General features: G+C 52.8%; 10 protein-coding genes. 7 read left to right on the forward strand and 3 right to left on the reverse strand.

The window, feature by feature from the left end; all coding sequences use genetic code 11:
* From pflB to ycaO, 3 genes are all read right to left on the reverse strand, one after another.
* The coding region (gene pflB, locus ACWYRJ_RS18695; RefSeq protein WP_455508415.1) for a formate C-acetyltransferase at positions 1-1618 on the reverse strand (1618 nt) is incomplete at its 3' end.
* 51 nt (positions 1619-1669) lie between these two features.
* Positions 1670-2527 (reverse strand): formate transporter FocA, encoded by an 858-nt coding sequence (gene focA, locus ACWYRJ_RS18700; protein WP_008499974.1) that lies wholly within the window; start codon positions 2525-2527, stop codon positions 1670-1672.
* Between the two features lie 406 nt (positions 2528-2933).
* Positions 2934-4694 (reverse strand): 30S ribosomal protein S12 methylthiotransferase accessory factor YcaO, encoded by a 1761-nt coding sequence (gene ycaO / locus ACWYRJ_RS18705; protein ID WP_111964570.1) that lies wholly within the window; start codon positions 4692-4694, stop codon positions 2934-2936.
* Between the two features lie 127 nt (positions 4695-4821).
* Between ycaO and ACWYRJ_RS18710 the strand changes: the two genes are divergently transcribed.
* The 7 genes from ACWYRJ_RS18710 (at position 4822) to ACWYRJ_RS18740 (ending at position 13472) form a co-directional block, all read left to right on the forward strand.
* Positions 4822-5514: a DUF421 domain-containing protein gene (locus ACWYRJ_RS18710; RefSeq protein ID WP_111964569.1), complete on the forward strand. Its 693-nt coding sequence runs from the start codon at positions 4822-4824 to the stop codon at positions 5512-5514.
* Positions 5515-5676: 162 nt separating this feature from the next.
* Positions 5677-6765 carry a 3-phosphoserine/phosphohydroxythreonine transaminase gene (gene serC / locus ACWYRJ_RS18715; RefSeq protein WP_115874635.1) on the forward strand — a complete coding sequence of 363 codons (1089 nt, stop codon included), beginning with the start codon at positions 5677-5679 and terminating at the stop codon, positions 6763-6765.
* Positions 6766-6834: 69 nt separating this feature from the next.
* Positions 6835-8118, forward strand: coding sequence for a 3-phosphoshikimate 1-carboxyvinyltransferase (gene aroA, locus ACWYRJ_RS18720; RefSeq protein ID WP_111964567.1), 1284 nt, complete (start codon positions 6835-6837; stop codon positions 8116-8118).
* A gap of 185 nt (positions 8119-8303) precedes the next feature.
* Entirely contained in the window at positions 8304-8987 is a 684-nt protein-coding gene (gene cmk, locus ACWYRJ_RS18725) for a (d)CMP kinase (RefSeq protein WP_024907794.1), read from the forward strand.
* A gap of 111 nt (positions 8988-9098) precedes the next feature.
* The gene (rpsA, locus tag ACWYRJ_RS18730; protein ID WP_008499966.1) at positions 9099-10772 is read left to right on the forward strand and encodes a 30S ribosomal protein S1; all 1674 of its coding nucleotides are present in this window, start codon (positions 9099-9101) and stop codon (positions 10770-10772) included.
* 170 nt (positions 10773-10942) lie between these two features.
* Positions 10943-11230 carry an integration host factor subunit beta gene (gene ihfB, locus ACWYRJ_RS18735; RefSeq protein WP_008499965.1) on the forward strand — a complete coding sequence of 96 codons (288 nt, stop codon included), beginning with the start codon at positions 10943-10945 and terminating at the stop codon, positions 11228-11230.
* A 214-nt stretch (positions 11231-11444) separates the two neighbouring features.
* On the forward strand, positions 11445-13472 hold the full coding sequence (locus tag ACWYRJ_RS18740; RefSeq protein WP_455508416.1) for a ComEC family protein: 2028 nt from the start codon (positions 11445-11447) through the stop codon (positions 13470-13472).
* Positions 13473-13584 lie beyond the last annotated feature (112 nt).

Genomic DNA, 13584 nt, shown 5'->3' on the forward strand with positions numbered 1-13584 from the left:
TTGCAGACAGGGAGTCAGCAGCAACGGACAGACCAGCGATACCACACGCCATGGTGCGGATAACGTCACGGTCGTGCAGCGCCATCAGAGAGGCTTCGTAGCTGTACTTGTCGTGCATGTAGTGGATAACGTTCAGTGCAGTGACGTACTGCTTAGCCAGCCAGTCCATGAAGTGATCCATGCGGTCAATGACTTCGTCGAAGTTCAGAACGTCGCCTTTGATCGGCTCAGATTTAGGACCAACCTGCATTTTCAGTTTTTCATCAACGCCGCCATTGATAGCGTACAGCATGGTTTTCGCCAGGTTTGCACGCGCACCGAAGAACTGCATTTGTTTACCAACAACCATTGGGCTTACGCAGCAAGCGATAGCGTAATCGTCGTTGTTGAAGTCCGGACGCATCAGGTCATCGTTCTCGTACTGCAGAGAAGAGGTATCGATGGACACTTTAGCGGCGAATTTCTTGAAGTTCAGAGGCAGTTTTTCAGACCACAGAACGGTGATGTTCGGCTCCGGAGAAGGACCCATGGTGTACAGGGTGTTCAGGAAGCGGAAGCTGTTTTTGGTCACCAGAGTACGGCCGTCAACGCCCATACCGCCGATAGATTCTGTTGCCCAGATTGGGTCACCAGAGAACAGTTCATCATATTCAGGAGTACGCAGGAAGCGAACCATACGCAGTTTCATGACCAGGTGGTCAATCATTTCCTGAGCGTCTTGCTCGGTGATTTTGCCTGCTTTCAGGTCACGTTCGATGTAAGCATCCAGGAAGGTGGATACGCGACCGAAGGACATTGCTGCGCCGTTCTGAGACTTAACAGCGGCCAGGTAGCCGAAGTAGGTCCACTGGATAGCTTCCTGAGCGTTGGTAGCAGGACCAGAGATATCGCAGCCGTATTTAGCAGCCATCTCTTTGATCTGACCCAGCGCGCGGTGCTGTTCAGCGATCTCTTCACGCAGACGGATAGTCGCTTCCAGGTTTACGCCGTTTTCCAGATCGGACTGCAGGGAAACAAACTGCGCGTACTTGTCTTTCATCAGGAAGTCGATACCGTACAGCGCAACGCGACGGTAGTCACCGATGATACGGCCACGGCCATACGCATCTGGCAGACCAGTCAGAACGCCAGATTTACGGCAGTTCAGAATGTCTTTGGTGTAAACATCGAATACGCCCTGGTTGTGGGTTTTGCGGTATTCGGTGAAGATTTTTTTCAGCATTGGGTCCAGCTCGCGGTTATACGCTTTGCAGGAACCTTCAACCATTTTAATACCACCAAACGGGATGATTGCGCGTTTCAGTGGTGCTTCAGTCTGCAGACCAACGATTTTCTCAAGGGCTTTGTTGATATAGCCAGCATCGTGAGAAGTGATGGTGGAAGCAACGGAGGTGTCAAAATCAACTGGCGCGTGAGTGCGGTTTTCCAGTTTAACGCCTTCCATTACGCTGTCCCACAGCTTGGTTGTCGCGTCAGTTGCGCCAGCCAGGAAGGATTCGTCACCTTCATACGGGGTATAGTTTTTCTGAATGAAGTCACGTACGTTTACTTCATTCTGCCAGTCACCTTTCGCAAAACCTTCCCAGGCTGTGGCTAACTTTTCATTAAGCTCGGACATGTAACACCTACCTTCTTAAGTGGATTTTTTATTTACTGCCTGAGAAAACCATCAATGATGATCGTCGCCACGCAGGTAAATGACCCAGTATGTCAACCCAACTAACAGACCCCCACCGATAATGTTCCCGATAGTGACAGGGATCAGGTTATCAGTAATGAAATTCATAATAGTCAGGTGTGAGAAACTTTCCGGGGATGAACCAACTGCGGTCCAGAACTCCGGGCTCGCAAAGTCGCGGATGACAATGCCCATTGGGATCATGAACATATTCGCGATACTGTGCTCAAAGCCGCTGGCAACAAACATCGCAACCGGCAGAACCATAATTAAGGCTTTGTCCATCAGGCTACGACCCGAGTAGCTCATCCATACAGCCAGGCAGACCATCAGGTTAGCGAGGATGCCGAGAGCAACGGCTTCGATAAATGTGTGGTGCATTTTGTGGTCGGCGGTTTGCAGGACGTTAAGGCCCCAGCCACCGTTGGCGGTCATGTACTCGCCAGAAAGCCACATCAACAAAACAAAGAGCAGACAGCCAACCAGGTTACCCACGTAAACATTAAGCCAGTTACGTGCCAGCTGACCCCAGGTAATTCTTCCGCTAGCCTTTGCCACGACAATCAGCACCGTTGAGGTGAAGAGGTCGGCGCCGCAGATGACGCAGAGAATCAGACCCAGTGAGAAACAAATGCCGCCAATCAGTTTGGCCATACCGAAAGGCATTCCGGCAGTACCGGTGGTGGCGGTGATGTAGAAGACGAAAGCGATAGAGATGAACACACCAGCCGTGATCGCCAGATAGAACGTCTTCATCGGGTGTTTCGTTGCTTTATAGACACCCGCTTCTTCGGCAACTTTGGCCATCGCAGCAGGGAGTAAAAGATCAAAAGGGTTGTCAGCTTTCACACTAACTCTCTCTTTATTAAGTCGGCGACGAGATACTAACAAAGCATTATAGAAGAGAAATTGATATAGATCATATCTCGCCTGGCTTATAGGCCCGCAGTGTGTATGGATTTACAGCAAATGCGGAGTAAGTGTTTGATTATCCGTATAAAAATAAATTTTAAAAGTTATGAAAAGAGTTGAATTTTTTCGTTCAGCCACCTCGGATACAGTTAATTAATATGGAGTATTTACCATAAAAAGTAACAGTAAAGCCCAGGTAAATATTATTATATTTACCCATGTTTAACTTTATTATTACAATCAACAGTCATTGCCGAAGAAAATAAAAAACGGGGCAATGAAATTGCCCCGTAATATAGCCCAGACGATTGAATACGCCTACTGCTGATAATGTTATGTGCGCTTATTTTGACCAGTAAGCGGCTTTTGCTTTCTGCAGTTTTTCGTAGGCCTTCAGCAGCGACTGGTGCGCCGGGAAGGCTTTCAGATCGCTATCAACAGCCTGCAGGCCATAGAACGGCGCTTCACCGCTCAGGGCCGCGCTGGCTGCTTCTACAGCCTCAGCACCGTACATGCGCACGAAAGCATTCAGGTATTGCAGCGGTTCGCGATCCTCTTCCTGTGCCAGCAGCAGCAGGGTTTGCAGGCAACGGTAATAGTTGGTGCGCTCGGCAGAGAAGACCGACTGGTTGAACTCCATGGTCCACTCGGTCCAGGCCAGGGCCTGATCCAGGTCGCCACCCGCCAGGGCCAGCATCGCTTTCAGTTCACCGATACGCAGGGTATACCAGCCGTTATCTTTACCGGTCGCCAGACCCAGGAGTTCGCGTACGCGGGTGAAGTCATCGTGGCCTTCCTCGTCCAGTTGGGCGATCAGGTTCAGATAATCTTCTTTTTCCCACTCGCTGCCAGGCAGAGCCAGCAGCGTTTCGCGCAGATGTGCACCCATGCTGTTATTCGCCAGCCACAGATCTTCTGCAGGGTAGATGTCGGACATGCCGGGAACAATAATGCGGCATGCATAGACGCCCAGGTGCTCGTAGTCGGCGATATAGACGTCCTGGTCTTCGGCTTTGAAAATCGCCATCAGCGTCGCGAACTCTTCTTCCGTTGTCCCTGCAAAGCTCCAGTCCACGAACGGATAGTCTGCGTCCTGTTTGAACATATCCCAGGAGATCAAACCGCTGGAGTCAATGAAGTGGGTTTCGAGGTTGGTATGTTCAGCCACCTCTTCATCGTCAAACGTTGGCGGGGTGAATACGTCGAGATCTTTCAGGCTACGGCCCTGCAGCAGCTCGGTGACGGTGCGTTCCAGCGCCACGCCGAAGTCAGGGTGCGCGCCGAAGGAGGCGAAACAGGTGCCGTTTGTCGGGTTGAACAGCACGACGCAGATAACCGGGTACTTACCGCCCAGCGAGCCGTCATAGGCAAAGATTGGGAAACCTTCTGCTTCCAGCTTAGCGATGGACTCCACTACGCCCGGGTAGCGCGCCAGCACGTCGGCCGGAATTTCAGGCAGGCTAATGGATTCGGCGATGATGCGGTTTTTAATGTGGCGTTCAAAGACTTCGGACAGACCCTGCACGCGCGCTTCATTGCGGGTGTTACCGGCGGACATACCGTTGGACACATACAGGTTGCCGACGATGTTCATCGGAATATAAACGGTCTGCTCGTCAGACTGGCGGGTGAACGGCAGGGCGCAGATCCCACGGTCTTCATTGCCAGACTGCAGATCGATCAGCATGCTGGCGGTCAGTTCGTTGTCTGGATCGTAGAAGGCACGCAGGCGTGAGTCGAGAATACCTTCCGGCAGTTCGTCGTCTTCGGTCAGCGGGAACCATTTTTCATTTGGATAGTGAACGAACGGGCCGTTAGCGATAGTCTCGCCCAGCCAGAAGTCAGCGAAGAAATAGTTGGTGGACAGACGCTCAAAATACTCACCCAGCGCAGAGGCCAGTGCCGCTTTTTTTGTCGCGCCTTTACCGTTGGTAAAGCACAGGGCACAGTCTTTATCGCGAATATGCACGGACCAGACGTGAGGCACCGGATTGAGCCAGGAGGCTTCTTCGATGTTAAAACCCAGGTCGGTCAGTTTCTGCTGGAAGCGAGCGATGGAATCTTCCAGAGCGGCATCTTTGCCGGGGATAAACGTTTGAGTCATGGCGTTCACTTTTATCGTACGTAAAGCGCGCAATGATACGGGTTTTGCGTGACGGGTGCTATCTTCGGCGAAAATAAATGGCTGGGCTATGCTTAGTGGCAGTAACTGACTGTTAAGGCATAGAAAAATGAAAGCATTTGATCTCCAGCGGATGGCGTTTGATAAAGTTCCTCCTGAATTTCTGGGCGAAGTGGCGCTGCGCAGCCTGTATACCTTCGTACTTGTCTTCCTGTTTCTTAAAATCACCGGCCGTCGCGGCGTACGGCAGATGTCGCTCTTTGAGGTGTTGATCATCCTGACGCTGGGTTCAGCGGCGGGGGATGTCGCCTTCTATGATGATGTGCCGATGGTGCCGGTGTTTATCGTTTTTGTTTCACTGGCGCTTCTTTATCGCCTTGTCATGTGGCTGATGTCGAAAAGCGAAAAGCTGGAAGATCTGCTTGAGGGGAAGCCGGTCGTTATCGTCGAGGACGGGCAGTTGGCCTGGGAAAATGTACAAAGCGCCAATATGACCGAGTTTGAGTTCTTTATGGAGCTACGACTGAATAGCGTTGAACAGCTCGGGCAGGTGCGTCTGGCGATCATGGAGACCAACGGGCAGATCAGCGTCTATTACTATTCTGACGACGAGGTGAAGCCGGGACTGTGTATCCTGCCGGATATGCTGATCGAGCGTTTCAGAACCGTACCTGAGTCAGGCGAGTATGCCTGCGTGAGATGTAGCCATGTGCTCGCGATGCAGCCGGGGGATCGTCAATTATGCCCCCGCTGTGCAAATCCGGAATGGACGAAGGTTAGCCGGGCCAAACGCATCACCTGACAGCCATTTTGTCGGTTTTGTCATGGCGAGGCGGCAGATTGTTTTGTGTGACGCGGGGCACATTTCACGGGTCATAAGTTTTAGACATTGCGGCGCGTGTCACTGAATGATAAAACCGATATCCACAGTTATAACTTATGGCTTTTAGCGTGGTGAGGGGAAATGGCTCAAGTCTTTAATTTCAGTTCAGGTCCGGCAATGTTACCGGCAGACGTGCTTAAACAGGCTCAACAGGAACTCTGTGACTGGAACGGTCTCGGTACGTCGGTGATGGAAATCAGCCACCGTGGTAAAGAGTTTATTCAGGTGGCCGAAGAGGCAGAAAAGGATTTTCGCGATCTGCTGAATATTCCCTCGAACTACAAAGTATTGTTCTGCCACGGCGGTGGACGCGGCCAGTTTGCAGGCGTTCCGCTGAATATCCTCGGTGACAAAACGACGGCAGACTACGTTGATGCAGGATACTGGGCGGCAAGCGCCGTTAAAGAAGCGCATAAATACTGCACGCCGAATGTTATCGACGCAAAAGTGACCGTTGATGGCCTGCGCGCCGTGAAGCCAATGAGCGAGTGGCAGCTTTCTGATAACGCAGCGTACCTGCACTACTGCCCGAACGAAACCATTGACGGGATTGCCATCGACGAGACGCCAAACTTCGGCAGCGATGTCGTGGTTGCCGCCGACTTCTCCTCCACCATTCTGTCTGCGCCAATTGATGTCAGCCGCTACGGCGTTATCTATGCGGGCGCGCAGAAAAATATCGGTCCGGCCGGTTTGACTATCGTCGTCGTGCGTGAAGACCTGCTGGGTAAAGCACATACATCCTGCCCGTCGATTCTTGATTACACCGTGCTGAACGACAACGATTCTATGTTCAACACCCCACCGACGTTTGCCTGGTACCTTTCCGGCCTGGTCTTCAAATGGCTGAAGCAAAACGGCGGCGTGGCGCAGATGGACAAGGTGAATCAGCAGAAAGCAGAACTGCTGTATGGCGTGATCGACAAAAGCGATTTCTATCGCAACGATGTGGCGAAAGCTAACCGTTCCCGGATGAACGTGCCGTTCCAGCTGGCGGACAGCAGCCTGGATAAAGTGTTCCTTGAAGAGTCCTTCGCGGCAGGCCTGCATTCGCTCAAAGGTCACCGTGTCGTTGGCGGCATGCGTGCCTCCATCTATAACGCGATGCCGCTGGAAGGCGTTAAAGCTCTGACAGATTTCATGATCGACTTCGAACGTCGCCACGGTTAATAGCGCTGTTTTCACCCCCGTAGCCCTGCTGCGGGGTTTTTATTATGTTGAGTTGAGAGTTAAGTTTTCATGGAATCCCTGACGTTACAACCTATCGCGCGGGTAGATGGCACCATTAATCTGCCTGGTTCAAAAAGTGTCTCGAACCGCGCTCTACTGCTGGCAGCACTGGCAAACGGCACCACCGTCCTTACAAACCTGCTGGACAGCGATGACGTACGCCATATGCTCAATGCGCTGAAAGCGTTGGGTGTTCATTACATTCTCTCCGACGATCGTACCCGCTGCGAAGTGACCGGCAGCGGCGGCGCGCTGCAGACGGATGAAGAGCTTGAGCTGTTTCTGGGCAATGCGGGTACCGCGATGCGTCCGCTGGCGGCGGCCCTGTGTCTTGGGCGCAACAACATTGTGCTGACCGGCGAACCTCGCATGAAAGAGCGTCCGATTGGCCATCTGGTGGATGCACTGCGTCAGGGCGGCGCGCAGGTTGAGTATCTGGAGCAGGAAAACTATCCGCCACTGCGTCTGCGCGGTGGTTTTAACGGCGGTCACGTCGAGGTTGACGGCAGCGTCTCCAGCCAGTTCCTGACGGCACTGCTGATGACCGCGCCGCTGGCACCGCAGGATACGGTTATTACGATTAAAGGCGAGCTGGTCTCCAAACCTTATATTGATATCACGCTGCACCTGATGAAAACCTTCGGTGTCGAGGTGGAAAACCAGTCTTATCAGCGCTTCGTGGTGCGTGGGGCACAGCAGTACCAGTCTCCGGGCAGCTATCTGGTTGAAGGCGACGCTTCGTCGGCTTCTTACTTCCTGGCTGCGGGCGCGATCAAAGGCGGTACCGTGAAGGTCACCGGTATTGGTCGCAATAGCGTGCAGGGCGACATCCGTTTTGCGGACGTGCTGGAAAAAATGGGCGCGGTTGTGACCTGGGGTGATGACTTCATCGCCTGTACCCATGGCGATCTGAAGGCCATCGACATGGACATGAACCATATTCCGGATGCGGCGATGACCATTGCCACTGCGGCGCTGTTTGCAAAAGGCACCACCACGCTGCGTAATATCTACAACTGGCGCGTAAAAGAGACTGACCGTCTGTTCGCGATGGCGACTGAGCTGCGTAAGGTCGGCGCTGAGGTGGAAGAGGGCGAAGACTACATTCGCATCACGCCTCCTGCAAAACTGCAGGTTGCCGAGATCGGAACCTACAACGATCACCGTATGGCGATGTGCTTCTCGCTGGTGGCGTTGTCAGACACGCCTGTGACCATCCTTGACCCGAAATGTACGGCGAAAACGTTCCCGGACTACTTCGAACAGCTGGCACGCATTAGCACACTGGCCTGATAACACCTTGCCGCATCGCCTGATGCGGCATTTCCTTACGCTTCCTGACGAACACTTCCGTTCATTTCTTCTACACTCTGCTTCAATCAATCCGTAATTTGCACGCAAAGGTAACAGTTGCGCACGTTGACGCGTATAATGCGCGGCGTTCATGTAAACGGTATGCCTTATTTAAGGAGAAAAAGATGACGGCAATTGCCCCGGTAATCACCATTGATGGGCCGAGTGGCGCAGGGAAAGGGACTCTGTGCAAAGCGATGGCGGAAGCATTGCAATGGCATCTTTTAGATTCGGGAGCAATCTATCGCGTGCTGGCTCTGGCTGCGCTACATCATCACGTGGACGTGGCGTCAGAAGAAGCGCTGGTTCCGCTGGCCGCGCATCTTGATGTGCGTTTCGTGTCGACCGATGGCAACCTGGAAGTGATCCTTGAAGGGGAAGACGTGAGCGGGGAAATCCGTACTCAGGAAGTGGCGAATGCGGCCTCTCAGGTAGCGGCCTTCCCGCGCGTTCGTGAGGCGTTGTTACGTCGTCAGCGCGCGTTTCGTGAAGCCCCGGGTTTGATCGCGGACGGACGCGATATGGGAACCGTGGTATTCCCTGATGCACCTGTGAAAATTTTCCTTGACGCCTCTTCGGAAGAACGCGCTCAGCGCCGCATGCTTCAGTTGCAGGAAAAGGGGTTTAGTGTTAACTTTGATCGCCTTTTATCCGAGATAAAAGAGCGCGATGACCGCGATCGTAACCGCGCCGTCGCTCCACTTGTTCCAGCAGAAGATGCATTAGTTCTGGATTCAACCAGTTTAACTATTGAGCAAGTGATTGAAAAAGCGCTACAATATGCGCGCCAAAAACTGGCACTCGCGTAATCGCGACCGATTTAGCAGTACCCCCGCTGCAATGGATTGACGGCGGGTATGTGAAACAACCCCATCCGGCACGGAGCCAGGTGGACGTTAATATTAACCTGAAGATTAAACATGACTGAATCTTTTGCTCAACTGTTTGAAGAATCCTTAAAAGAAATCGAAACCCGCCCGGGTTCCATCGTTCGCGGTGTTGTTGTTGCTATCGACAAAGACGTAGTACTGGTTGACGCCGGTCTGAAATCTGAGTCCGCCATTCCGGCAGAGCAGTTCAAAAACGCCCAGGGCGAGCTGGAAATCCAGGTTGGCGACGAAGTTGACGTTGCTCTGGACGCAGTAGAAGACGGCTTCGGTGAAACCCTGCTTTCTCGTGAGAAAGCGAAACGTCACGAAGCTTGGATCACGCTGGAAAAAGCTTACGAAGAAGCTGAAACTGTGGTCGGTGTTATCAACGGCAAAGTTAAAGGTGGCTTCACTGTTGAGCTGAATGGTATTCGTGCGTTCCTGCCAGGTTCTCTGGTAGACGTTCGTCCAGTCCGTGACACCCTGCACCTGGAAGGCAAAGAGCTTGAGTTCAAAGTAATCAAGCTGGACCAGAAGCGTAACAACGTTGTTGTTTCCCGTCGTGCCGTTATCGAATCTGAAAACAGCGCAGAACGCGATCAGCTGCTGGAAAACCTGCAGGAAGGCATGGAAGTCAAAGGTATCGTTAAGAACCTCACTGACTACGGCGCATTCGTTGACCTGGGCGGCGTTGATGGCCTGCTGCACATCACCGACATGGCGTGGAAACGCGTTAAGCACCCAAGCGAAATCGTGAACGTGGGCGACGAAATCACTGTTAAAGTGCTGAAGTTCGACCGCGAGCGTACTCGTGTTTCCCTCGGCCTGAAACAGCTGGGCGAAGATCCATGGGTAGCTATCGCTAAGCGTTACCCAGAAGGTACTAAACTGACTGGTCGCGTAACCAACCTGACTGACTACGGCTGCTTCGTTGAAATCGAAGAAGGCGTTGAAGGTCTGGTGCACGTTTCCGAAATGGACTGGACCAACAAAAACATCCACCCATCCAAAGTTGTTAACGTTGGTGATGTAGTGGAAGTAATGGTTCTGGATATCGACGAAGAACGTCGTCGTATCTCCCTGGGCCTGAAACAGTGCAAAAACAACCCATGGCAGCAGTTCGCGGAAACCCACAACAAGGGCGACCGTGTTGAAGGTAAAATCAAGTCTATCACTGACTTCGGTATCTTCATCGGCCTGGACGGCGGCATCGATGGCCTGGTTCACCTGTCTGACATCTCCTGGAACGTTGCAGGCGAAGAAGCAGTTCGTGAATACAAAAAAGGCGACGAAATCGCTGCAGTTGTTCTGCAGGTTGACGCAGAGCGTGAGCGTATCTCCCTGGGCGTCAAACAGCTCGCAGAAGATCCGTTCAACAACTGGGTTGCACTGAACAAGAAAGGCGCAATCGTAAACGGTAAAGTAACTGCAGTTGACGCTAAAGGCGCAACCGTAGAACTGGCTGACGGCGTTGAGGGTTACCTGCGCGCTTCTGAAGCTTCCCGTGACCGCGTTGAAGATGCCACTCTGGTTCTGAACGTAGGCGACGACGTTGAAGCTAAGTTCACCGGTGTTGACCGTAAGAACCGTGCAATCAGCCTGTCTGTTCGTGCTAAAGACGAAGCTGATGAGAAAGATGCAATCGCAACTGTTAACAAACAGGAAGATGCAAACTTCTCTAACAACGCAATGGCTGAAGCTTTCAAAGCAGCTAAAGGCGAGTAATATCAGGTTCTCAGCATCATTTGCGCTGTAACGCATTTACAGCGTGAAGGATGAGGAGCAAACTTGACAGATTGCAGGATTCGTCCTGTAATCAATAACAAAGGGCGGCTACGGCCGCCCTTGTTTAATGAGCTGTTCAGCTAATTGGTTTGAAAGGAACCGGAGGAATCATGACCAAGTCAGAATTGATTGAAAGACTTGCCAGTCAGCAACCGCATATCCCTGCCAAGGCAGTGGAAGATGCCGTAAAAGAGATGCTGGAGCATATGGCCTCCACTCTTGCCCAGGGCGAGCGCATTGAAATCCGCGGTTTCGGTAGTTTTTCTCTGCACTATCGTGCTCCACGTACCGGGCGTAACCCGAAAACTGGCGATAAAGTCGAGCTGGAAGGTAAGTACGTTCCACACTTTAAGCCGGGTAAAGAACTGCGCGATCGCGCCAATATTTACGGTAACTGAGTTTAGCCAGCCGGTTAAACTGGGTTCGAAAGAAAGCACCTGCGGGTGCTTTTTTTGTGTCTGTCGCTTTTATTCTGAAGATGTCCCGCATTTTCAGTTTCGTTTTCTGTAAGCCGATAAAAACGACACAGCGCGCGCTGTAAAACGCATTCTTCTCATCTGACATTTCGCACTGCTTGCATACATACTGCCGCTCTGAAACAGGGAGGTAGCAATGGGAATTCCCACGCTTAGTATCTGCGCCATTCTGGCGATAGCCCCGTTACTCTGGTTACCTGAACTGCCATCACCTTACACCGTGTGGGTCATGGTGGCTGGCGGGATAGTGCTTGCAGCATGGCAAAACCATCGAGTGAAGTATGCTGGTATTACGTTGTTATTTTGTGCGTGGGGCATTCTGGCCGCGCAGGAGAGCGTCTGGCCGATGCAGCATTTAACCACGGGGGCCGTGCAGGCTGAGGTAGAGCTCACATCGACCGACGGCGCTACTTTGCATCAGGGAAACATTCGCAGCATTGATGGCAAGCGCTGGTGGGCTTCAACCGGCGTAACGCTGTATGGCAACTATCTGGCACAGAAAGCGTGTGCCGGTCAGCGCTGGACCATGACGCTCAGGCTCAGGCCTGCCCATGGCGAACTGAACGACGGCGGTTATGATTCTCAGCGCAGCGCCTTTGCCCAACATCAAACGCTGAGTGGGCGCTTCACCCGTGCTGAACTCGTCGATGGGCGCTGCAGCCTGCGAGCGCAATACCTGATGTCACTGCAAAACCGACTTTCTGCTTACCGCTGGGGTGCGGTTATCCTCGGACTTGGGATGGGTGAACGTCTGGATGTTCCCCGGGAAATAAAAGACCTGATGCGTGAAACCGGGACGCTGCATTTGATGGCGATTTCGGGCCTGCATATCGCGCTGGCAGCCTCTCTCGTCTGGTTACTTGCACGTGGACTCCAGTTTTTATTACCCAGCCATCGGGTCCACTGGCAAATGCCTCTCCTGGCTGGGTTATGCTTTGCCGCCTTCTATGCCTGGCTTACCGGTCTGCAACCTCCTGCGCTACGAACGGTCATCGCGCTTTCTGTGCTTGCAATGTTGCGGATCGCTGCCCGCCAATGGTCTCCCTGGCAGGTATGGGGATGCTGTATCGCAGCGATCCTGATAAGCGATCCCTTAGCCGTACTTTCGCAGAGTCTTGCCCTGTCTGCATTTGCCGTCGCCGCGCTGATTTTCTGGTTTCAGTGGCTGCCTCTTCCTGACTGGCAACGGGCCCGACGTATACGGCCGCTGCTGAACCTGCTCTATCTGCAGGTCGGTATGCTGATGCTGCTGATGCCATTACAGGTTCTGATTTTCCATGGCTTCAGCTTCACCTCACTGGTCGCGAATCTCTTTGCCGTTCCTCTGGTGACGTTTGTCTCCGTACCGCTGATCCTGCTCGGCATGCTGCTTCATCTGCTGCCGCTGGAAGCACTGGAAAGCGTTGTCTGGTTTGCAGCCGATAAGTCACTTGCGGGGCTATTCTGGCTCCTCATGCGCCTGCCTGATGGCTGGCAGAGTGTAGATCAACGCTGGCAGTACATGACACTACTGCCCTGGCTTATCATCATTGGCTGGCGTTTTCGTGCCTGGAAAACCCTTCCCGCCGTTTGTTTTGCAGGAAGTGTTTTACTGACATTTCCTCTCTGGAGAACGGGAAAAAGCGAGAGCTGGACGGTACATATGCTGGATGTGGGGCAGGGGCTGGCAATAGTCATTGAACGGCAGGGGAAAGCCATTCTCTATGATACCGGGCTCGCCTGGCCGGGCGGGGACAGCGGACAGCGGTTAATTATCCCGTGGCTTCGCTGGCATCACCTGCGGCCTGAAGGCGTTATTCTCAGTCATGAGCACCTCGACCATGCGGGAGGCCTCGCATCGTTGCAAAAAGCATGGCCTGAAGTATGGGTAAGAAGCCCATTGCACCTGGCGGGACATCACCCCTGTTTTCGCGGGGAGAGATGGAGATGGCAGGGACTCTCCTTCACCGTACACTGGCCCCCTGAAAATTACCCGGCTCAGGGAAACAACCATTCCTGCGTGGTAAAAATCGACGACGGTGAGCAGAGTGTTCTGCTAACAGGAGATATTGAAGCGCAGGCGGAACAGGCTATGCTTAGCCATTACTGGCGTTATCTGACCTCTACCCTCATACAGGTGCCCCATCATGGCAGCATTACTTCTTCTTCCTTGCGGCTTTGTTGAATAAATCGAACTTTTGCTGAGTTGAAGGATCAGATCACGTATCTTCCCGACAACGCAGACCGTTCCGTGGCAAAGCAAAAGTTCAAAATCACCAACTGGCCCACCTACAATA

The organism is Enterobacter sp., from assembly GCF_977039595.1.